Below are 22,659 nucleotides of genomic sequence, written 5' to 3'. Positions count from 1 at the left end.
GAAATATACGATTGTGCGAGCTCGACTTGGCTGTCCCATCCGGCGCGAACCAACCGACAGCTCTCATGCCAGCTGTCCAGGGCTCACGGATAAAATGCGCACCGATTCGCCAACAACCCGTCCAAGTGGATCTCGATGTGATATGCCATGCACATGCGTAGGCCAGTACCCCCGGCGCCCTGCTGATCCAGAAGCCTGTCACCATGTCAACTGAACATCAGGACAGCGCAGCCGACCGGGCATTGCCATGACCGAATCAGTCCAGCCCGCCTAGCGCTTGCGAGGGTCCTCCCCGGCAGTTTCGAGCCGCGTGAAGATGCTGTTGACGATTGCACGGAAGTCAGCGTCTTCCCGTGGCGTCCATTCCTCCCAGGCGATATCGACGGCGGCGAGACCGGCAGTGGCCAGCACCCGGGATGACAGGTCATCGTCCATGTATTTTGACAGGGCGGCAGCAAGCGCGTCCGTGTTCGCAGCCCGCCGCTCCCGAAGCCGCGCCTTCAGAGCGGGTTCACTTCCTATGAGACGTAGCCTGGCGCGCAAGCTTTCAGGCTCTTCAGTGGCAGCTTGCACGACGGGCTCGATCGCGGCGCGTAAAAGTCCCCAGCCGCTGGAGTGATGCCCCACCGGTATTGCCTCGATGCCTGCCAGATAGTCGATTTTGGCGCTTTCGACTGATGCGACAACGACATCCTCTTTGCTGCCGAAGTAGCGGAAGAACGTAGCCCGGGAGATCCCGGCGGCACGGGCGGCGTCATCCACTGTCACAGCCGCGTAGCCGCGTTCGATGAACACTGCGAGTATGGCCTCGGCCAGTTCCGCCTTGACCAGCTCCCGGGTCCTGTCCCGTATTCCCATCTTCACATACCTAGTATAAAGTGTGAGACGCAGTATCACTCCAGAGGCTGCATCTCAATATCTGCCGCTGCTTAGGGAGACCCATGTCCGTAGCTCCTATCGATCCGCCGGCCGCCCATACATCCGCCCGGCCGAAGCTAGTCGTCGCTGTGCTCGCCTTCGCGGGCATGAGTGCTTCGTTCATGCAGACCATCCTGATTCCCATCCAGGCGAAGCTTCCCGAACTGCTGAATGCCAGCCGGGATGACACTGCCTGGGTCATCACGGTCACGCTTCTGGTGTCCGCCATCTGCACCCCTGTATCGGGAAAACTCGGTGACATGTACGGCAAACGGCGTGTCGCCGTCGTGCTGCTCTCCCTGCTCATCGCAGGCTCCGTCATCTCCGCACTCTCCCCCACCGTCGTCCCGCTAATCATCGGCCGTGGCCTGCAGGGCACAGGGATGGGCGTGATCCCGCTGGGCATCTCGATCCTCCGGGACACCGTGCCCAAGGAACGCCTCGGTTCGGCGATCGCCCTGGTGAGCGCAACCCTCGGGGTCGGCGGGGCATTGGGACTCCCGATTAGTGCACTGATAACAGAACACTTTGACTGGCACGTACTCTTCTGGGTCGCAGCCTGCCTGGGAGCATTCGCCCTGGCTCTCTACCTTGTTGTTGTCCCTGCGGGCAAAGGAAACCTTCACGGCCGCTTCGACGTCGTGGGCGCGATCGGACTCGCGATCGGCCTTGCCGGTCTGCTGCTTGCCGTATCACGGGGCAACGAGTGGGGTTGGACCAGTGCGCCGACCCTGACCTGGCTGGGCATCGGCATCACCGCGCTCGTCGCGTGGGGCTGGTACGAGCTGCGCGAAAGCAACCCTCTCGTTGATCTGCGGGTCAGTGCCCGGGGGCCAGTCCTGATGACCAACCTCTCATCAATCGCGATGGGCTTCGCCCTGTTCTCCTCCAGTATTGTCTTTCCCCAATTGCTGCAGATGCCGGAGGCGGCGGGCGGACTGGGGCTCACATTGCTCAACGCGAGCCTGCTCCTTATGCCGTCCGGCCTTGCCATGCTCGCAATGTCCCCCCTCGCCGGCCGGATTGAGCGCCGCGTCGGACCGAAACCACTGCTCGTCGCCGGTGCCGTCATCATCTCGGCCGCTTACCTCGCCGCCGTCCTGCTTGACCTGAACATGTGGCTCGTCCTCATCATCAACACCGTTATCGGCGTCGGCATCGGCCTCGGCTACGCAGCCATGCCAACGCTCATCATGCAGGCGGTGCCCGTCCAAGAGACTGGCGCCGCGAACGGCCTCAACACTCTGATGCGCGCGCTCGGAACAAGCATTGCCGCGGCTGTAGTCGCTGCGGTCCTTGCTGACTCCGCCAATAAAACGCCAATGGGCTCGGTTCCCTCCGAGTCCGGCTTCGAACTCGCACTGCTCTTTGGGCTCGGCGCGGCCATCCTGTGCGCCGCTCTGGCAACCCTTATCCCAATTCCAAAAGCCGCTACCGATGAGGAGCCTGCTCTCCCCGAAGGCATCCTCGCGGCCCGCTAACAACAGCAGATGAAGTAGGGGAATCTCCAGCCCTGACGGAGGACCTGCAGCCCGGAAACTACGAAGCTGAGATGCGTAAACCACCAAAAGGAGACAAGCACCGTGGGCATAACACCCCTCACCCTAAAAAACACCATGCAGGAATGGCTGGCTGGCGCCCGAAACCGAGAAGTGACCAATGTCTAAACTGGACCAAGACGTAATGATTGTCGGTGCCTCTGCGGCCGGGCTCTCCACGGCCGAAGCGCTGCGCCGCGGAGGACACCGCGGACGCCTGACCCTGCTCGACGCCGAATCACGTGACCCATACGACCGTCCACCGCTGTCCAAACAGGTGCTTTCCGGCCAATGGGAAGCATCCCAAACAGCCCTCCGCTCCCGCGAAGCCCTCGACACGCTGGGCGCGGAATGGATTCTCGGTGAACGTGCCGAACACCTCGAAACCGGGGCCCGATCCGTCCGCACCGCAACGGGCCGGATTCTGAGCGCAGACGCGATCGTCCTTGCCACTGGAGTCACTCCGCGTTACCTTCCCGGTCAGGAATCTCTGAAGAATGCACACGTGGTGCGCACCATCGACGATGCCTTGGGCCTCAAGCCCCGGCTCCGGAAGGGCCGGCGCCTCGTTGTCGTCGGCAACGGGGTTCTTGGCTCTGAGGTCGCCGCAACCGCGGCTGCTCTGGGCGTGGACGTCATCCTTGTCGGGGCCTCACCCACTCCCATGGCGGCCCAGTTGGGTGACTACGTGTCAGCGATGCTGGCCGACATGCATGAAAAGGCAGGTGTCCGGCTCCTCGGTGGTCGGCGTGTCACGGGAGTCCGTCGAGGGTGGACCGGAGCGCACGTTACGCTCGACGGCGGCGAGGTCCTGTCAGCCGACGACGTGGTCGTCGCGATCGGTTCACGCCCGGCAACCGACTGGCTCGCCTACAGTGGACTCCAGCTCGACGACGGCATCGTCTGTGACTCGTTCTGCCGCGCTGCCCCGGGCATCTGGGCCGCCGGTGACGCCGCGAGGTGGGACCACTCAGAGCTCGGCAGCATCCGCCTGGAAAACCGGACCAACGCCGCAGAACAGGCACTTGCCGTCGCTGCCGACATTCTTGGCGCAGGTGCGCCCTATGCTCCCATTCCCTACTTTTGGACTGACCAGCACAACGTCAGGATCCAGGTCCACGGCTCCGTTGCGAACAACGCTCGCCTGAGAATCACCGATGGCGACCCCGCCACCGGCCGCTTCGTCGCGTTCGCCTTCAGCCCTGACCACGAACGGCCCGTCGGCGTAATCGGTTGGGCCATGCCAAAACAAACCCGCATGAGGAGGGCAGAACTTCAAACAGCCGTGGCCCCAACACATTAATAATCGAGTTCGAATGGAGCTTTTATTTTGAGCCGCAACACCACCTCCCTCCCCGCTGCGGAAACTACGGAACCGATCGCCGCGTTCCCTATGGCCCGTGAACCCCGTTGCCCCTTCGATCCACCCCCCACGGGGAGCGCGGCCCAGGAAGCAGGACCGCTGACCCGCGTCGAGCTTTCCGACGGCAGCACCCCCTGGTTCGTGACCCGTTATGCCGAGCAACGCACGCTCCTGAGTGACCCGCGCATCAGCGCCGACGTCAAACGCCCTGGGTATCCCATCCCGGCGAACAGCGGCAGCACCAGTTCCCCGTTCAGTTTCATTCTGATGGACGACCCTGAACATGCACGCCTGCGCAGAATGGTCACAGCACCCTTCATGGTCAAGCGCGTGGAAGCCATGCGTCCGCGCGTGCAGCAGATCGTGGACCAGTTGATCGAGGACATGCTCGCGACCGATGGTCCCGTCGACCTTGTCCAGGCGTTCGCCCTGCCCATGCCCTCCCTCGTCATCTGCGAGCTGCTTGGTGTCCCCTACGCCGACCACAACTTCTTCCAACGCAACAGCAACGCTCTTATTAATCGTGAAGCAAGCCCTGAGCAACGCCGGCAAGCGGTGGAGGAACTCGTCGGCTACCTGCACGGCCTGCTCGAGGCAAAGAAAAACCAACCCGCCGACGACATATTCTCAGACCTCGCACAGCGCACTCAGAAGAACGAGTTGAGCAGTCACGACGCCGCCATGATGGGCGTCCTGCTTTTGGTTGCCGGACACGAGACAACCGCCAACATGATAGCGCTCGGGGCGCTGGCGCTGCTGGAACACCCGGACCAGCTCAAGCGGCTCCAGGAGCAGGAGGATTCAAAACTCGTCGTCTCGGCAGTCGAAGAGCTTCTGCGCTACCTCACCATTACGCACGATGGGCGCAAACGCGTCGCTGTGGAAGAGATTGATATTTCCGGCCACACCATTCGCGCCGGTGACGGGGTCATCATGGCCACCGACCTGGGTAACCGCGACCCTGAAGCCTTCCCCGATCCGGACAACCTGGACCTGGGACGGGACGCCCGCCACCACGTCGCCTTCGGCTTCGGGGTTCACCAATGCCTGGGACAACCCCTGGCCCGGATGGAGCTCCAAGTCGCCTACAGCACGCTGTTCCGGAGGATTCCGACCCTGCGCCTGGCCACCACCCTCGACAAGGTGCCCTTCAAACACGACGGCTCCGTCTACGGAGTCTACGAGCTTCCGGTGACCTGGTAGCCGCAACGGCATCAAAACCCCAGCCCAAGAACACAAAGAAGGAGATTCAATGCTGAAAGTCATTCTCGAACAAGACAAATGCGTGGCCTCAGGTCAATGCGTTACGGCCGCCGGGACAGTTTTTGACCAACGCGACGAGGACGGCATCGCCGTCCTTTTGGAGGAGACACCGTCACCTGAGCGTGAAGCCGAAGTCCGCCAGGCGGCAGCGGTCTGCCCAGTGCTAGCCATCCACATCACGACCGACAACTGAACCAGACATGAAACCGCGGACTCCCCGCCAGCCCTTAACGGGCTGGCGGGGAGCCGCCGGGTACACGAACCGGCTCCTTCGGTTCTTGGGGCACCAAAGGTCAGTCATGAGGGCCACCGTCGGACGCGGCCGGCCCACACGGAAAGTTCTGTTTGCGCCGAAGATCGCCTTCGGCGTTGCCAGTTACCGGCACCCAGATCCATGCGGTTGTCCCTACCAAACCTTTCCGTTGCGGAACCTCAGCTGGCCCGAATGTTGGGGGGAAGGAGTGAAACGCATCCAGCTTGAGCACTTCGATGCCTTACAGGTGTTGCACTGGCTACCTGAAGACGCCCAGCAGGCTGGGGTGTTGTCTGCGATCTGCGTTCCGGACCCGGCGAGTGCGCCCTGGCGGACATCGATACGGTCGTCCTTCCAAACTTTGATGCAGCAGAAGTCCTCGATGTACTGGCCTCATTCTGGCTAAACTGCGCGGGGTGGACACGGCAGTACAGGAGCAGCCAGAACCGTTTGGAATCCTCGGCGCGGCAATGACGCGCTGCCCGGCCCAGTCCATCTCAGTGCTTGATTCATTGTCGCCGGCGCATACCCCGCAGCCAGCGGCCGCTTCTCGGTCCGCGGATTCATCACGCGGGACCCGCTGCCCACACACTGCCGACGATTCACCGCCAAGCGCATCCCGACCACCATTACCTCGACCTCCAGACGGCCCGCCTTATCTCACGGGGTCCCCATCAGCTGCAGCATCCGCCACCACCGTCTGCCTCGCTGCGCGCGCTAATTGGTTCCGTAGGAGGTGTAGAAGGGGCGTTCACGGAGAAGTTGGTTCCGACCAGGGCGATGACCAACAACCAGGCATCGCCGGGAACGCGCGGAATTAAGCCGGAAGCTGCCGCGGCCCAGTCAGGGTTCGCGATGAAGGCCGATGTGACGAAAGCAATCGCCATGACGCCGACCATCACCACCAGAACTTCTCTATGACCCGGTAAACGTTGCGGAACAGGAGGATGATGGCCACCATGGCGGTACCGATGATGGTCCACATCACCGGTGATCCGCCAAGGAGCATTGACGCGCCGAGGCCGAGGCCCACGGCGTTACCGACTGAGAAGCACAAGGTAACCAGGAAGACGCCGATGCCGGCGATCACCCCGACCTTTTTGCCAAGGTGGTCTTTGATTGACTGGATCAATGACACCGGTGACTTGATACCCAAGCGCACGCTCATGTCGGTCAGGAAAATCATCAGGATGGTGGAAACGACGATCACCCAGATCAGGGTGTACTGGTAGCCGTTACCAGCCTGAACGGCCGTGGCAAGGTTACCGGGTCCGAACTGCCAGGCGCCGGCGACGAAGGCCGGGCCGATCAGGGCAAGTTGGCCCCAGAAGGATCGGCGGATCTTAGGTACTTCCTGCCGAGCAGACCTTCACCGCAAGAGTTATTTGCCCCCCGCATTCGCCTTCCAGCAACGTGCACGGGCGCTTGCATGGCCAAGAGGACGAGGCCACGGCAGCGATCGCCCGCTTTAGCAGTCGTCACCTCCCTCACACCTCTGGCATCCAAGGTCCGTCACCTGAGAAATCATGCCGAAGGTACGTGCAGACCACATGAACTGGTGTGAACAAGCAGACCTCCGAACAGCGAACAGATGGCGCTCCCGAATACGGCGCTAACCACATGGACCGGCTCCTGACCGAGCTGCGATCACAATCCTCCGAACTAGAACGTTTACACGCCATCTACGAAGAGCTGGAAACCAGAAACGGTCTCCTCCACAACGAAGTCCTCCGCCTAAAGCGTGCCCAGCGCACCAACGTCCAAGACCTCGCCCGCGTGGCGGCCGTATTGCTCCAAATTTCGCGCGCTAAAGGCGTCGCCCTCGACCCAGTGACCCTCGGCATTCTCCGTCGGCGAGGCTGGCTGCCCACCAGGAACCGAACCGGAGCAGCACGGCCATGACTATGTCCATCGCCAGGCTCTCCGTTCGGTCGGGGCTGAAGTACCTGTTCAAGTCCACGATGCTGGACGACGTCTCCCCTACTCCCCCAGACTCCATCAGTTACTACGTTAAAACCGGAACCCCACAAGGCCGCTGGCTTGGCCTTGGGCTCCACGGGATTGCCAGGGAACCCGGAGACAAAGTCACTGAATCCGATGCGCGCGCCATCTTCCAGGACGCAGCCCACCCCGACAGCAAAGAACCGCTAGGAAGGCCCCATGGGCAGCCAGCGATCAGCCAAGAGGCCAGCAATCAGAAAACGACGAACCACGCTGTCGCCGGCTTCGACCTCACCTTCAGCGTCCCGAAGTCCGTCTCCACGCTGTGGGCCCTTAGCCCCCGCCCTGTCCAGGAACAAATACTAGACACCCACCACGAAGCCATCGAGGCAACGCTCGCCTGGATGGAAGAGCAGGTCATCAACACCAGACCGGCCGAAACGGAGTGGCGCACGTCGGCACCAGAGGAGTCATCGCAGCAGCACTCGACCATTGGGAATCACGCGCCGGCGACCCTCAGCTCCACACCCACCTAGTCATCGCGAACCGAGTCCAGCGCATCACGGACGGCGCGTGGGTCACCGTGGACTCCTGTTCCTTATACAAAGCCGTCGTCGCCGCCAGCGAACGTTACAACGGGCTCCTCTTTGATGCCCTACACACTAGCCTCGGCACGGAAACCGACATCCGAGCCCCGGCGCAGAACTCTCATAACCCAAGCCAGCAACTCACTCGCATCCCACTTCGTATTACCACCCATGCCCACATGAAGCCGATACCAAGAACCTACAGCGGCCGCCCCCTCCACGATTCAGCGTCCACGCGCCTCACCTGCGCAGCCGGGAACCACTCAACGTGATACGCGCGTCTGTCATCCACCCACTCGACCATGCCAAAGCTCCTCGTGTATTTGATCGCCCGACCGTAGATCTCCCCCACCCGAACCAGTGGCTGGCTGCCCGGCTCCAGCTCGATGATCTTGCCGTCATCAGGTCTGGGGTGGCTGTTGTCGGCATCTATCTGTGCCATCATCCGGGCGAAAGCGATGGAGTCTTGCTTCGGTCTCATAACAACAAGACTAGAACATATGTTCGAATAAGGATCCCTCTCCCACGAAAGAGCCGCGCCGCACTGCGGGGAGACGTGGACCCCTGAAACGGCAAAGACTTATCCGACCGTCATCTCATTTCGCCCCCCATGCCGGCGGTAAGGCAACTCAGTACGACAAACGGCACCACACAGCTCCAAATTGATACACACATTAAAGCAAAAACCCCCTCTGACGAGGGGGTCTTCCTGTGCCCGAGGTGGGACTCGAACGGGATTCAGGGCCTTGGGAACACTGGGAAGTGGCGGAAACATAAGGAATCCGGGCCAGTCCGGGGGTTGTACGGGCCAGTCCGGGGTGGAAAGTGTGGACATTGTCCACACCACACCAGCCGCGAGAACTGGGAACAAAATCCGTCCCGACAGGCTGTACAAGTGGAACCGCCCCATGCACGACACTGAGCAGTCGAAAGAACGACTCGGTGGGCGCTCCGCTCAAGCGCTCTGATTCCGCGAGAGGGGTAGATATGTCATGATCCCGAGTTCGGCGTTCCGCGCTCACCCGGCTCAATCGCCCAGGCCAGGCGGTGGAGAAACGTAGCTACATGCCCGCGCAACGCGGCCCACCGGAGTGAATGCGGCCTCTGGCGTTCGACTACGACAGGTGCGCCGGGCAGGGCGCTGTGCGCGGTTTCAAGAGCGCTTTGTGCAGCTTCCTGCCGCGCCAGGAGAAGTGCGAGTGGGTAATAGCTATTCATGAGTCCTCCAGGGTGCTCTGGGGTGGCCACCGGCCACGAAGTTAGTTCGGCGGGGTAGATGTTTCGCAGAAGGCGAAGCTTCGGGAACGCCGGAGTATCGCGTGACTCGCCGATACTCCCGCAAAATGGTTCAGTCGATCTGCTGCCGCCCAAGCCGCGCATAGATCTCGGGCCGTTTGGACCTGAGGATGAGCGCGTAAGCGATTCCGCCGATGAAGAGTGCGAAGGTGAAGCTCATGAAAATGACAGTCATGACTGCCGAGCCACCTATGAGTTCCGGGTAGTTGGCAACAGCCAGATAGGTGATAATGCCCAGGAACGCCACGCTGACGAGCGGCGCAATGATGGTCTTCCAGACCGATTCTGGCGCGAAACTGCGTCGGCGAACGAAGTACACGAGCACTGCGAAACTGGTGATGAACATGAGCAGGAGGACGGCGAAAGTTCCACTCCCACTGGCGATGGGATACAAGGCGTCGGGTGCAACGCCCAGAAAAGTGAAGACGACGGTGGCAACTGCCCATATGAGGCCGATGGCCAGAGCGGAAACGTACGGGGATTTGTGGCGGGGATGCACCCGCCCAAGGATTGCTGGAAGCGCATGGTCAGCGGCGAGCGAGAAGCTGTATCTGGCAGCAATGTTTTGGATCGAGAGCATGCAAGCCAAAACTGAGGTGATGAGCAAGATCATGGCAACGTCCGCGAAGATCTTGCCCGCCAGAGCAGCGACTGCATCGCTAAAGAGGTTCACCGTATTGGTTTCGGCCGCGGCCTGGACATTTTCAGGTCCAAGGAATGCAATGAAGGCCCAGGCCGCCACAGCGTAGAACAGCCCGATTCCCACAACGGCAATATATGTGGCCCTTGAAATGGTCTTGTCAGGGTTCTTGACCTCGTCGCGGTAGATGACGGTGGCTTCGAATCCGAAGAAGTTGCCTACGGCGAACAGGAGCGCCAAACCCAATGTTGCGTCTGAAAATGAGGGAAGGGCAAACCCCACGGACGAGACGACCTCCAGTCCATCGGCTGAAAACGACGCGACGTCGAAGACGACAACAACTGCCACTTCGAGAAGCATCACTCCCGTCAGCAACTTTGCGGACAAGTCGATCTTGTTGTAGGCGAGAACTGTGGTGGCGGCAGTTATACCCAACGCATACCAGTACCAAGGTATGTCCGGTCCGTTCAGCGTTTCGACCACAAAACCCTGCAGCGTTACACCGAAGAACGAGGGCGCAAAAAACCCGATGAAGATGTAACCGAAAAGGGCGAGAAAGGCTCCTCCGAGGCCGGCGGGTTTGCCCAGACCTGCAGTGACAAAGGAATAGAAGCCTCCGGGGCCTCGTACACTCTGGCTCATTTTGACGAAGCCGACCGAGAAGATCAGCAACATGAAAGTGACAAGAATGTAGATGGCAGGGGCTGTTTGTCCACTGAACATCAACAACACAGGCAGTGTTCCGGCAACGGTGGCCAGAGGCGAGGAGAACGCCAGTACGTTCATTACAAGTTCGCCCACGCCCATGTTGCCGTTGAGCCTGGTCTCTTGGGTTCGAACCGTCGTCCTTGGTGATTCCAGCGTTACGTTATTCATGTAATCCCTGTCACTAATATCTGAGTTTCGAATCACAGTATCGGCGCTCAGCGGAGCGACGTTGTGCCAGCTTGGGACAATGCCCTATCCGTGGAGCGCCTTTGAGTATCGATCTCAAGAATCGAAAGAGTTAGAGCTACGGCGCGATCCGACAGAGCCGCGAAATCCTGGTCATTGTCGCTCCTGTCGACCCATCGGCCGGCGCCGTCGAGGAGCGCGAGAATCACTCGGACGGTTTGCGCCCTGAAGCGATACCCCATCTCCCGGGCAGCAGCCGAAAACATATCCTCGTGCAGGCGCAGCCATTGGTTGGCCTCAGCACGGGCGTCGTCGCTCAAGAAGCGGGCCGCCCTGTCAGTGGCTATCAGCAGGTCCCAAAGATCGGCTTCCGGTCGCTGGAGCTGTTGTGCAAGATGGACGCGGACCAGCGCGGCCCAGTAATCCTCCGGCGTGTTTGTCGATTCGACAGCCTCAAGGAGATCTCTGGCGAATCCATGGGTGAACCAGCGGAGCGACTCGGCAACGATTTCGTCCTTGCCGCGAGGGAAGCTCGAGTACAAGCTGGGCGCTTTCATGTCGAGTTCGCGACCCATGGTCCTCATGCTCACGGCGTTGACGCCTTTGACGGCCGCCAAGTGCAGGAAAGCCAGGAGTATTCGCTGTCGGGTGGGCGTCTGGGTTGACCAGTCATGACCGGACAGGAACTTCCTGACTGCAGCATTTGCTTGCTCGCGGGGCGTAGGGTCCATATCATCCTCACAACGTTGTCCGGCTGGATCCAATTTAGCTAACTATCGTTAGGTAGGCACCTTTTGCCTAGTCTCAGCCACACTGAATCCCCCATCCGTATCTCCGCCGGAACGTCAAGAAAGGCGTCTCGGACCCTGCCCACCACAAGCTCATTTGTGTAGCCTCGGCGGCTCGTAACGGTCACTCCCTGCGCTGAAAGTGTGAGGGACCCTCTCGGCACTTCTCTTACAGACAAGTCCGGCTGGGCTCGGAGCCAGTCTTTCGACCACGGCACTTCGCAGAAGACGGAGGCACCTGGCCCAGCAAATGACCTGACAGTATGCCGGGAACGGCACATCCGTCGAATGAGGGTTCGCTCGGCAGAGTCGAGCAGCACAGAGGCCATGGATAAGTCCGGTCCGAACGAACCGCCGAACGTCACTGGCAAGATATGCGTTGACGGAGAAAAGTCCCCCTCCATGTACTTGACCTTGGAGGATGCGGCCAACAGAAGTGCCCGTAGCTCGTGCACCTCCAAGGCGCCGTCGTCGTAGGTCACGATGATTCCATCCCGTAGCCGTCGGCACCGTGTAATGCCTAACGGCTCGAAAGATTGCAAAGCTTCGATGAATGCGGTTGCGCGGGGACCCCGGAAGTCCGGCTGTGGGAGTTCAACCAACACCTTGCCAGGCTCACTGGCGAGGACGGCGGGGCCCGGAATGGACAAATCTGTCTCCTGCACAGGGGTAAAGCGGTCCGTAGCGCTTGAGCACAGTGCCAGGAACAATCGCTACGGACCGCGGCTTTAAAAGGGCTACGACCCGGGAGAAGGCCAGGGCGTGGCGTCGCCGATCTCTCGGCCTTCCGCCACGTCCTGTAGGAGACGATGTATAAGCCTGCCGGATCGCTTTGGCTGATAGTCGCTGCGTTCACCCAAATCGGCTTGGCCACAGTGGGCCGAAGATCGGAGCCACTCCACGTGCCGTCCTTGTGCGAGCTTCCTGTTCATCATCGGGATCAACCCTCAAACTAGTCGTGCTTATTGGTCTCTTCCAGAATCGGCCTTAAAGCACACAGTCGATCGTGTCAGTTTGAGACACTGCCCTGGATGGGGCCACTCACCGCGAACTGATGCTCGTGACAAAGATGAAGATCCCGGCCGCAGCCACCAGAAAGGCCGCGGCTCGTGGTGGAACGCTGGGGATGCCACGCATGCTTGCCGTGGTTCGTGGTTGTTGGGCCGAGTTCGCCATATGATCGCCGATCACCCGCAGTCCGGCAGCGATCAGGATCAGAAATATGCCGACGTACTCCATCTACTTTGACTCGGTGGGTTTGGGATCCAGCGCCACGGCCAGGTGTGCACTTGAACGCCCGGCATCAACCTGTGAGACCTGCATGGCACAACTAAATCCGTCGGTGAGAACAAGGGCATCAGCCTCGCCCTTCGCGAGGGCGGGTATGACAGAGTGCTCAGCAACGTTCATGGACATATCGAAATGCTCGGCCTCAAATCCGAAGTTTCCAGCCACGCCACAGCACGACGACGATTCCACTACTCGTGGAACTCCCCAGGCCTCAAGGACGCGTTTCTGGGCGCCCGAGCCGAACACGGCGTGCTCGTGGCAGTGAGTCTGCAGTACTGCTGTTTCCGGTGCAGGAGCCGTGGGCTTCCAGCCGCGTTTGATGGCCTCATCCACTGCTACAGAAAACGACCGTACCCTTGCCGCCACTCGGGCAGCGGCCGGCCCGCCTACCATTTTTGGACCTTCATCGCGGATAGCGGCCGCACAGCTGGGCTCGAGTACGACGATATCCCTGTCCGTGCCATCGTCGAGACTGCTGATCAACCGGGCCAGCCGCCGGCGGGCCCCATCACGTTGCCCTGTGGAGATCCAGGTCAAGCCGCAACAGGCGTCCGGTGTACACCCCACAGAGCTACCGGAGTCGCGAAGAACCCGGGCCGCTGCCGGAATGACCTCCGGCCTGAAAGCGCGGGTGAAGCTGTCGATAAACAGAAGGATGTCTGCGTTGTCCTCGAGCCGGGCTTCCCGTACCCGGTTTCGGATCCGGCCGTTCGCCGCGAAAGCCGGCAACCGCCGTCGAGCACTAATGCCCAACCACTCCCCCACCGTCCTGAAGGGCCGGAAGGAGGTCCCCCAATTCGCCAGAGCCGCTACGCGGGTCAACCACGGGAGCCACCGAGGCAGCCACCCAATCGAATAGTGCGTGAAGGGTCGGATACGCCCGCGGTAATACTCATCCACGAGCTCCGACTTGGCCTCAGCGATGTCCACTCCCGTGGGACAGTCTGCGGAACATGCCTTGCAGGACAGGCAAAGATCCAGCGCTTCCCGGACTTCCGCGCTCTTCCAGCCGTCCTTACTGCTCCCTTGAACCCTGGTCAGCTCCTGCAACACCCGTGCGCGGCCACGAGTGGAGTCCTTCTCATCCTTGGTGGCGCGGTAGCTGGGACACATGAAACCCCCGGTGGTGGAGCGGCACCTACCCACGCCTATGCAGGCATGGGTGTTCCCCACGAACGGACTCACCACCGGAAGCAGCTCACGGTCAGAGGACGGCACGACGGCGGCAGTCGGCGACGTCGTCAGTTCACTGTGCGTGGGGCCGGCTTTGGCCACGCCTTCCAAGGCCAGCGAGGCAGTGAACGGAACGGGGTCCACGATGACCCCAGGGTTGAGAATCCCCGCCGGGTCCCACAGCTCTTTGAACGTTTTGAAGATGCCAATCATCTCCTTGGAATACATCACCGACAACAGTTCGCTTCTCGCCCGCCCGTCACCGTGTTCCCCTGACAGCGAGCCTCCATGGGCCACCACCAGCTGGGCAGCTTCACGGGTGAAATCAGTGAAATTGCGACGCCCGGCCTCACTGCGCAGATCATAATCCAAACGCATGTGGACACACCCCGCACCGAAGTGGCCGTACATGAATGCTGCGTAGCCGTACTTTTTCACCAAGGGAAGCAGGTCCGCCAAATAGTCAGCGAGTCGTTCGGGAGCAACGGCAGAATCTTCCCAACCGGGCCATGTTTGAATTCCGTCAATCCGTCGCGAGGAGAGCCCTGCCCCGTCTTCGCGGACCCGCCACATCGCGGCTCGCGCCAGGGGTTCTGTGACCACCGAGTAGTCGACAACACGGCCCTCGGCCCGAAGCTTCTCCACGAGGTCTTCACAGGAAGCGGCGGCCTGATGAAGGGTGTCATCTGAAAACTCGACCATAAGGAAGGCATTGCCGTCCGGCAGTGATTCCACGCTTGCCGGTCCCCGACGGTGACGCATGATGTCCACGATAGAAACGTCCAAACCCTCGATCGCGCTCGGTTTGGCGGACAATATGGTCATGACATCGCGGGCAGAATCAATGGTGTCGAGGTAGCCCAGACATAGCAGCGCGGTGGCGCGGGGCTTCGGCACCAGTTTCACCTTGGCACGCACAACAACAGCACAGGTCCCTTCGCTGCCCGCGAGCGCACTGGCAACATTGAAACCGTGTTCCGGCAACAGGTGTCCCACGTGGTAACCGGAGACCTGCCGCGGGATGGTCTGCAGCTCCACGCGGAGGGGCGACAAGTTCGCGGCAGCCAGCGACTTCAGGCCTTCGAACAACTCACGGGCCCGGGCAATGGAATGGATGTCGTTGTGGTCGACTGCGTGCAGGAAATCACGGCCGGCCCGAAGGTACGCGCCGTCTGCGGTCACCAACTCCAATTCCTGCACGTGATGGGTCATGCGACCGTAAGCTACAGAGTGGTTTCCGCAGGCGTCATTACCAATGGAACCACCGATCGTGGCCCGCGATAAGGACGAAGGGTCCGGGGCGAACGTCAGCACCCCAGAGGTGATGGTTTCAATCTGCGTACGCAACTCTCCCAGGACCACCCCCGCATCGGCCCATACAGTCCTCTGCCCGGCCTCAAGGGTTCCTACCGAGGTCATATGGCGGGAAAGATCGATCACCAAACCGTCGCCTATAGCGTTGCCTGCCATCGAGGTCCCGCCGCCGCGTGTGGTCGTCGGGACCTCCAGCGCCGAACAGACGCGCAAGACGGTGCGTACGTCCTCGATATTCCCAGGAAAGGCGACAGCGGCCGGGCGCACGCGGTAGTTGGATGCGTCGTAGGAGTACTCGGATCGTCTTCGCTGGGAGTCGTCCACCTCAATCCCGTGATGCTCCAGTCTGGCGAGTAGCTGACTGATGTTCGCGTCGCGATCGTCACCATGGGGCATGGTCGCATTCTCCATTCGTAGTGGTCCGCCTGAAGTGTAGGCAGCCGCGGCATGTGCGGAGGTGTGCCAAAACGGAACGGGCACGGCGGAGAAAACCGCCGTGCCCGTTTGATTGATGGATTGTCCTACTTCAAGAACTCAGAGAGGTTGTCCTTGGTAATGAGGGTGAAGGGCAGGGTGTAGCGATTCTCGACATTCCCGCCGTTGAGGAAGTCAGTAACCACTTCAACTGCTTTAACACCCTGTCCAGCGGAGTCCTGCCGGACTGTAGCCGACATTGTCCCGGCTTTGATGTCCTGCATGGCTGGTTCGGTACCATCGACGCCGACTACTGCCTTGAACTCCGCCGTCCGTCCAGCGTCAGCAATGGCAGAGGCTGCACCAATGGCCATCTCGTCATTGTTTGCCACGACCGCATCAATCTGGCCGGCGCCAAAGCGCTGAAGGGTATCCTCCATGTTGCGCTTGGCATCGTCACGGCTTCCCTTGGCTTGGAATTCCGCCACGATCTTGAAGTTCTTGTTGATCTTGCTGTCGAAGCCGTTCTTTCGGCGATCCGTCCAAGAGGCTCCGTAGACACCGGCGGCGAACACGATGTTGCCACCTTCCGGCAGCGCCTTGTTCAAATAATCTGCCTGCATTTCACCGGCCACTGTGTCATCGACGCCGATGTAGCTCTTGTACCCAACGTCTGAGCCTTCGGCGAACTCGGTGGACAGGATAAACAGCGGGATGTTGGCGGCGATAACGCGCTTTGCGGCGTTCTGGCTGGCGTCACCATCCAACGGTTGCATAATTACGGCATCAACCTGGCGGGTGAGGAGGTCCTCAACTTGGTTCAGTTCACTGCCTACGTCCTTCTTGGAGTCGGTGATGTTGAGCTTGACACCCTTTTCATCAGCCGTCTTTTTCATGGCGTCCGTCATGTGGGCCAGATCCGGGTCTTGGAGGTCAAGAACCACAACGCCAATGTTGTAGGTCTTGCCTGTCCCGCCACTGCTGGTTGCGTTGCTGCTGCCGGCACAGCCGGTCAGCGTAAGCGCACCTGCTGCCATCATTGCGAACGCCGCTGCGATACTCCGTCGCATTCCCATGGTGTGTTCCTTTCGGTGGTTTTCTGTCTGTGCTGAGGGAGATTTTTTTGTTGCTTGGTGCGGGTGTTGCGGTCAGTCCGACTTCCAACGGTTCAACAGCACGGCGAGCACCAGGATGATGCCCTGGACGCCTTGCTGGAAGTACGACGAGACCCCCATCAGGTTCATGCCATTCATCACCACACCCAGCAGGAGAACGCCGATGACCGTTCCGCGGATGGTGCCGACGCCACCGAAGAGACTCGTTCCTCCAATGACGACGGCGGCAATCACCTGGAGTTCATAGCCAGTGCCGGCCACCGGGGCCGCGCCATCCAAACGCGCAGTGAGGACCAAACCACCCAGCGCGGCTGTCACACCACCAATGAGGTACACGGTGAACAGCACACGGCCGGTGGAGATGCCAACCTTCTTGGCAGACTCTTCATTGCCACCCACGGCATAAACGTGCGAACCGAATTTTGTCCGGCTGAGCACAAACTCGCAGATTATGGCCGCGATCAAGAAGATGATGACCGGGACGGGAACCGGGCCTATGAAGCCCGAGCCGAGCCATTCAGCAGGTCCACTGAGTCCGGAAACAACCTGGCCGTCCGTCATGACCAGGACTGCCGTGCGGGCAATGGCCATGGTTGCCAGTGTTGCCAGGAACGGCAGGATGGCTCCCCAGACCACTAAGGCTGCACTCAGGAATCCAACCAGCAGGCCTACCGCAAGACCGGCAACCAACGGCAACCAAAAGGCTCCACCGCTTGCCGGGGCCAGCAAGGCGAAGGTCATACCCGCCAAACCCACAATCGAACCAACAGAAAGGTCGATGCCGGCGGTAATCATGATGAAGGTCATCCCGAGGGCGATCAGTCCGATGATGGACGACTGTCTAACCACATTGACGATGTTGTTGAGGGTCAGGAAGTTGGGGGCTACGGCGGCAAGAAAGACGAGGATGACCACAAAAAGTATGATGATCCCGTAATCACCGATGAAGCGCTTGACCTTGGTAGCTGTCATACCTTCTTTAAGGTCCGCAGGGCCCAGCTTTGTTTTGACGCGTTCCATTGTGAGACTCATGAGTGACTCCCGTTCGTAGTGGCTGGAGTTGCCATCACATCGACGACTTCCATCGATGAGGTGCTCCCGATTTTGCGGCGCTTTTCGGGGATGCCGGCACCGTCGTCGATGTAGTCATCCAAGGTGCCGTGGGAGATCAAGTGGGCCACCTGGGCTTCTGAAACATCCCCGACGCGGAACCGCCCCACCACTTGGCCCTGGCGCATGACCGCAAAGCGGTCAGCCACGGCGAAGGCCTCGTCCAATCGGTGTGTGATGATGATGACGGCAATGCCCAGATCCTTGAGGCGTTGAGTCACCTCAATGAGCTTGTCCACCTTGGCCACCGACAAGTTCGCTGTCGGCTCGTCCATGATGATGAGTCGGGCGTCAAATGCCAGCGCTCTGCCTATGGCGACGGCTTGACGTTGACCACCGGATAACCGCTTGACCTTGAGCCGAGGATTGATGGGTATGTCCAGGCGTTCAAGCACCCGTTTGGTTTCAAGCTCCATCTTTTTGCGGTCGATAATCCGCAACAAGGGGCCAAGGACATTCTTTTGCGGCTCCCGCCCCAGGAAGATATTGGAGCGAACATCCAGGTTGTCTGCCAGGGCAAAGTCCTGGTAAACCATCTCCACCCCTTGGTCGCGGGAGGCGGATGGCGTGGGGAACTCCGTGGTCTTTCCGTCAAGCTCAATGGAACCCTGATCGGGTTGATACACGCCAGTGAGTACTTTCATCAGCGTGGACTTGCCGGCGGCATTATCGCCAAGCAGAGCAAAGGTTTCGCCGGGTTGGACATCGATGCTGACGCCGCGTAATGCGGACACCGCCCCGAATGTTTTGTGTATGTCGTTGAGGGCGACCAGTGGAGGGGTCGCCGGTGGTACGTCGGTCATCTCATCCTCGTTCGATAGGGCCATGTAAATGAACCGGTGAAACACCTTTGGTGGCGGCTGATCAATCAACATTGTTTGACCCTGCTGGCTCCGGGTAGTTGCAAATACATCCCGAAGCTGCGTGACCTTCACCACACTGTTTCACTTACCTGAACTCTGACGGATCCCCGAATTCAGCATGTGTACCACTTTGGAACACCGATTGTGAATCGTTTCAAAAAGAATGGAAAAAGCCTGCTCTGGGCCGTAAATGTCGTTGCGAAACGCCAACGGCCCAGGCAGGCGACCTCTAGGTGTTAGTTGAGGTTCACTGCCACGGCAACACCGGTCCGGGCTGACTCTTCCGCGGCATCGGCAAGGATGAGAGCAGCCCTGCCGTCCTCAAATCCCGGGCTTCTCGATGGCAGGCCACGGACGGCGCGGAGGAATTCGGCAACTTCCAGCCGGTAGGCCTCCGCATATCGCTCCAAGAAGAAGTCTTGGTAGGGGCCCGCGGATTCGACGGACCGGCTTCCCCAGTGCCGCACGAGGCTGTCGCTTTTGTTGCCCACGTGCAGGAGCCCTGTTGCTCCGAAAGCCTCAATTCGCTGGTCGTAACCGTACGCCGAGTGACGCGAGTTCAGGACTGTTACGAGTTCGTCCTTGGAACCCCGGAGGGTGACTACGGTGGAGTCGAAGTCGTTTGCCTCACGGATGCCATCGCTGAAAACGTTCGCACCCCTCGCGGACACCTCAACGATGTCAGGGATGAAGTAGCGCGCCATATCCAGGTCATGGATGGTCATGTCCCGGAAGATTCCTCCCGATTGAGGCAAATAGGCAGCCGGTGGTTCCGCTGGATCCCTACTGGTAATGACCAGCTGCTCCAATGCCCCAATTTCATTGGCGCCCACCCGTCTCCTGAGCTCCACAAAGTGCCTGTCAAAGCGCTTATTGAAGCCCAAGGCAATGGGCACGCCCGCCGACGCTGCTTTTGCACGCAGGGCATCCACACGGCCTATGTCCAGATCTATCGGCTTCTCGCAGAGCACCGGGATGTTGGCGTCTACCGCCATCTCCAGAAGGTCGAGGTGGGTCTTCGTGGGCGAGGCTACGATGACAGCGTCAACCTCCCCTGACGCGAAGACCTCGTGAGGGTCATCGCTGACGCGCCCCCCGAACTCCGCGGCTGTTTGCTTGGCACCCTCGACGAAAGGGTCACAGACCCAGGACAAGGTGGCTTCATCCAAGGTGGCCACACTCATGGCATGGACTTGGCCTATTCTTCCCGTGCCGAAGAGGCCAACTCTGATTTGTTGCGTCATTGCAAAACTCCAGACAGTTGAAGATCAGGTGAGATTGGTTTTTAGTCGACTCTTTGCCGGCCCAGTCGCCGGTACACATCAGGGCGTTGTGACCGCAGGTAGTACGCGTACCCGATCCCGCCGAAGAACAAGGCGAAAGTGAAAGTCATGAAGATCGCCGTCATCACGGCCGATCCCCCGATGAGCTCGGGGTAGTTAGTGATCGCAAGGTAGGTGATCACGCCAAGGAAGATGACGCTGATGATCGGTGCGACAATCGTTTTCCACACCGACTCAGGGGCGATGCGGCGCCGCCGTACAAAGTACACAAGGACAGCAAAGCTCGTGATGAACATCAACAGGAGAACAGCAAAGGTTCCGCTGCCGCTTGCGATGGGATACAGCAGCTCCGGGGCAACGCCCACCAAGGTGAAGACCACCGTGGCCAGGGCCCACACCAGGCCCACTGCCAGGGCTGACACGTAAGGTGACTTGTGCCGGGGATGGACCCGGCTCAGCACGGACGGTAGCGCCCCATCGGCTGCCAGCGAGAAGCTGTACCTCGCGGCAATATTTTGGATGGAGAGCATCGAAGCCAGGATCGAGGTGATCAGCAATACCACCGCCACATCCGCAAAGATCTTGCCGACCAGAGCAGTGGCGCCGTCGTTGAAGAGGTTAACTGTATTAGCGGCGGCCTCGTCCTGAACTTTGTCTGCTCCAATGAAGGTCGTGTAAGCCCAGGCGGCGACAGCATAGAACAGACCGATTCCTACTACCGCAATGTAGGTGGCCCTGGGAATGGTGCGGTCCGGGTTCTTGACTTCATCCCTGTAAATGACCGTCGCTTCAAACCCGAAGAAGTTTCCGACGGCGAACAGCAGTGCCAAACCCAGACCGGCATCTGTTATCCACGGCATGGAGAAGCCGATTCCCTGGACAACTTCGCCTGAACCCGCCGCAAAGGCTGCGATGTCAAAGACGATAACTACTGCCGATTCCAGCAGCATGACCACCGTCAAGACCTTGGCGGAGAGATCAATGCGGTTGTAGGCGAGCAGTGTGGTGACGGCAATGATGCCCAGACCGTACCAGTACCACGGGATGTCAGGACCATTGAGCGTATTGACCACAAAGCTCTGAAGTGTCAGGGCGAAGAGGGACGGAGCGAAGAACCCAATAAACACATATCCGAAGAGGGCAAGCAACGCTCCTCCAAGGCCGGCGGGTTTGCCCAGGCCTGCCGTGACGAAGGAGTAGAAACCTCCCGGCGCCTCCACGCTGCGGCTCATCTTCACAAAACCCACGGAGAAAATCAGGAGCATCAGTGTTACCAGAAGGTAGATGCCCGGAGCAGTGTGCCCACTGAAGAGGAGCATCACGGGCAGGGTGCCCGCGACTGTCGTCAGCGGGGAGGAGAAAGCGAGCACGTTCATCACGAGCTCACCTACGCCCATATTGCCGCTGAGCTTATGGTCCTGGGTCTGGGTCGGCGTTTTCGTCGTACCTCTTGTTGTGCTAGACATGTAATCCTCGTCACGAAAGTTTGAATGCTGAATCACACTATCGACGGGGATGGTGGGAGCACTGTACCAGCTTGGGACACGGGATCACATGGGGTATTCCACGCGGTTTTAAAGCGCCGAATACCCCATGGGATTGGCCCCAGCAGGGTGTCTCAGACCCCGGCCGCCGGGCTGACCGTGCCGAGTTTCTTCAGGTCCACTACGTCGTTCAGCGGCTCGTGGGCTTTCCAGAGGCTCAGGTTCCGGGCGAAGCAGTCCACTACCCTTCCCCGCCAACCGATGAGATCGCCGGATGCATGCGGTGAGACCAGGATGTCGCGTCGACCCCACAACGGATTGCCGGCATCCAACGGCTCATACTCGAAGACGTCCAGCGCGGCTGCACCGAGGTGTCCGGCATCAAGGGAGTCCAGGAGGTCCTGCTCCACGACCACCGCTCCACGGCCCACGTTGACCAGTCTCGCCCCGGGCTTCATGGTGCGGAACATTGCAGAGTTGAACAATCCCCGGGTCTCCTCTGTGAGCGGCAGTGTCAGCACGACGTCATCGGCTTGGCTCAACAGCTCCTCAAGGCCATCAAAGCCGGATATGGTGCCCAGCTGGGGATCGTTCCTGCCTGACCGGCCCACGACCGTCACGTCCATGCCAGCTGCCCTGAGCAGAAGGACCGTCTCGCGGCCTACAGGCCCCGGACCCACCACAAGCACTTTCCGACCCAGCAGGGGCTCGGTCTCACGATGCTGCCATGTTCTGGCCTGTTGCAATTCAATGGTGCGCCGGAGGTCCTTGGTGAACATCAACAAGACGCCCAGAACCCACTCGGCAATGGGACGCTCACAGACGCCCCGGGAGTTGCTCACAACGATGTCACTATTGATGATGTCGTCCGTCATGAGACTATCGACGCCGATGCTCGAGGTATGGATCCACCGCAACTCCCCCGGCCCTACTTCGCGCAGGAGTTTGGTCCTGAAGTCGTTCAAAAACAGGATTTCCGCACCCGGTTGCGCTTTACGGTACTCATCCGCGGTGCGGACCACAACGATATCGGCGTCGGCCTTCAGCCGTTCCAGTGGAGGGAGCGGGCGACCTTCCTGAACAATGGCTATTACTTTTGGTTGTGACACATTTTCCTTCCCGGGGTGTCCCT

General features: G+C 60.1%; 18 protein-coding genes and 2 pseudogenes. 6 read left to right on the top strand and 14 right to left on the bottom strand.

Features of this window, described 5'->3' with window-relative positions; all coding sequences use genetic code 11:
• Positions 1-270: 270 nt before the first annotated feature.
• The gene (locus tag ARUE_RS09180) at positions 271-858 is read right to left on the bottom strand and encodes a TetR family transcriptional regulator (protein ID WP_286140378.1); all 588 of its coding nucleotides are present in this window, start codon (positions 856-858) and stop codon (positions 271-273) included.
• A gap of 83 nt (positions 859-941) precedes the next feature.
• Between ARUE_RS09180 and ARUE_RS09175 the strand changes: the two genes are divergently transcribed.
• From ARUE_RS09175 to ARUE_RS09160, 4 genes are all read left to right on the top strand, one after another.
• On the top strand, positions 942-2,399 hold the full coding sequence (locus ARUE_RS09175) for an MFS transporter (protein WP_051024942.1): 1,458 nt from the start codon (positions 942-944) through the stop codon (positions 2,397-2,399).
• A 178-nt stretch (positions 2,400-2,577) separates the two neighbouring features.
• Complete coding sequence (locus tag ARUE_RS09170; RefSeq protein ID WP_014921524.1) at positions 2,578-3,759, top strand: NAD(P)/FAD-dependent oxidoreductase; 1,182 nt, start codon at positions 2,578-2,580, stop codon at positions 3,757-3,759.
• Positions 3,760-3,786: 27 nt separating this feature from the next.
• A complete protein-coding gene (locus tag ARUE_RS09165) occupies positions 3,787-5,022 on the top strand; it encodes a cytochrome P450 (RefSeq protein ID WP_014921523.1) in 1,236 nt (411 codons plus the stop codon).
• A 49-nt stretch (positions 5,023-5,071) separates the two neighbouring features.
• Entirely contained in the window at positions 5,072-5,275 is a 204-nt protein-coding gene (locus tag ARUE_RS09160; RefSeq protein WP_014921522.1) for a ferredoxin, read from the top strand.
• Between the two features lie 734 nt (positions 5,276-6,009).
• Here ARUE_RS09160 and ARUE_RS23725 read toward each other — a convergent pair.
• Positions 6,010-6,644: pseudogene (locus ARUE_RS23725) on the bottom strand (Nramp family divalent metal transporter).
• A gap of 251 nt (positions 6,645-6,895) precedes the next feature.
• Between ARUE_RS23725 and ARUE_RS09150 the strand changes: the two are divergent.
• Entirely contained in the window at positions 6,896-7,237 is a 342-nt protein-coding gene (locus ARUE_RS09150; RefSeq protein ID WP_014921520.1) for a hypothetical protein, read from the top strand.
• Positions 7,234-8,135, top strand: a pseudogene (gene mobF / locus ARUE_RS24940) (MobF family relaxase). Before ARUE_RS09150 ends, mobF begins: the two are co-directional and overlap by 4 nt.
• Here mobF and ARUE_RS09140 read toward each other — a convergent pair.
• The 12 genes from ARUE_RS09140 to ARUE_RS09085 all read right to left on the bottom strand — a co-directional run bounded on the left by ARUE_RS09140 (position 8,063) and on the right by ARUE_RS09085 (position 22,636).
• Positions 8,063-8,344 (bottom strand): hypothetical protein, encoded by a 282-nt coding sequence (locus ARUE_RS09140; protein WP_014921518.1) that lies wholly within the window; start codon positions 8,342-8,344, stop codon positions 8,063-8,065. The pseudogene mobF and the gene ARUE_RS09140 overlap by 73 nt on opposite strands.
• Before the next feature lie 867 nt (positions 8,345-9,211).
• The gene (locus tag ARUE_RS09135) at positions 9,212-10,675 is read right to left on the bottom strand and encodes an APC family permease (RefSeq protein WP_014921517.1); all 1,464 of its coding nucleotides are present in this window, start codon (positions 10,673-10,675) and stop codon (positions 9,212-9,214) included.
• A 47-nt stretch (positions 10,676-10,722) separates the two neighbouring features.
• Positions 10,723-11,424, bottom strand: coding sequence for a TetR/AcrR family transcriptional regulator (locus tag ARUE_RS09130; RefSeq protein ID WP_014921516.1), 702 nt, complete (start codon positions 11,422-11,424; stop codon positions 10,723-10,725).
• A 38-nt stretch (positions 11,425-11,462) separates the two neighbouring features.
• Entirely contained in the window at positions 11,463-12,086 is a 624-nt protein-coding gene (locus tag ARUE_RS24935; RefSeq protein ID WP_353579759.1) for a carboxyltransferase domain-containing protein, read from the bottom strand.
• 436 nt (positions 12,087-12,522) lie between these two features.
• On the bottom strand, positions 12,523-12,720 hold the full coding sequence (locus tag ARUE_RS09120) for a hypothetical protein (protein ID WP_014921514.1): 198 nt from the start codon (positions 12,718-12,720) through the stop codon (positions 12,523-12,525).
• Positions 12,721-15,669, bottom strand: coding sequence for an FAD-binding and (Fe-S)-binding domain-containing protein (locus ARUE_RS09115; RefSeq protein ID WP_014921513.1), 2,949 nt, complete (start codon positions 15,667-15,669; stop codon positions 12,721-12,723). It abuts the gene before it with no gap.
• Between the two features lie 110 nt (positions 15,670-15,779).
• Positions 15,780-16,748 carry a sugar ABC transporter substrate-binding protein gene (locus tag ARUE_RS09110; protein WP_014921512.1) on the bottom strand — a complete coding sequence of 323 codons (969 nt, stop codon included), beginning with the start codon at positions 16,746-16,748 and terminating at the stop codon, positions 15,780-15,782.
• Between the two features lie 72 nt (positions 16,749-16,820).
• Entirely contained in the window at positions 16,821-17,819 is a 999-nt protein-coding gene (locus ARUE_RS09105; RefSeq protein ID WP_231745402.1) for an ABC transporter permease, read from the bottom strand.
• Complete coding sequence (locus ARUE_RS09100; protein WP_043470061.1) at positions 17,816-18,700, bottom strand: ATP-binding cassette domain-containing protein; 885 nt, start codon at positions 18,698-18,700, stop codon at positions 17,816-17,818. The genes ARUE_RS09105 and ARUE_RS09100 overlap by 4 nt, the downstream gene beginning before the upstream one ends.
• Positions 18,701-18,996: 296 nt before the next feature.
• Positions 18,997-20,004, bottom strand: a complete 1,008-nt coding sequence (locus ARUE_RS09095) for a Gfo/Idh/MocA family oxidoreductase (protein WP_014921509.1) — start codon at positions 20,002-20,004, stop codon at positions 18,997-18,999.
• A 41-nt stretch (positions 20,005-20,045) separates the two neighbouring features.
• Positions 20,046-21,509: an APC family permease gene (locus ARUE_RS09090; RefSeq protein WP_014921508.1), complete on the bottom strand. Its 1,464-nt coding sequence runs from the start codon at positions 21,507-21,509 to the stop codon at positions 20,046-20,048.
• Positions 21,510-21,661: 152 nt separating this feature from the next.
• Positions 21,662-22,636, bottom strand: coding sequence for a D-2-hydroxyacid dehydrogenase (locus ARUE_RS09085; protein WP_014921507.1), 975 nt, complete (start codon positions 22,634-22,636; stop codon positions 21,662-21,664).
• Positions 22,637-22,659: the final 23 nt, after the last annotated feature.

The sequence above is a fragment of the Arthrobacter sp. Rue61a genome (genome assembly GCF_000294695.2).
Classification (GTDB): domain Bacteria; phylum Actinomycetota; class Actinomycetes; order Actinomycetales; family Micrococcaceae; genus Arthrobacter; species Arthrobacter aurescens_A.
Note: the sequence above shows the minus strand (reverse complement) of the source record. Positions and strands in the feature narration are given on the sequence as shown.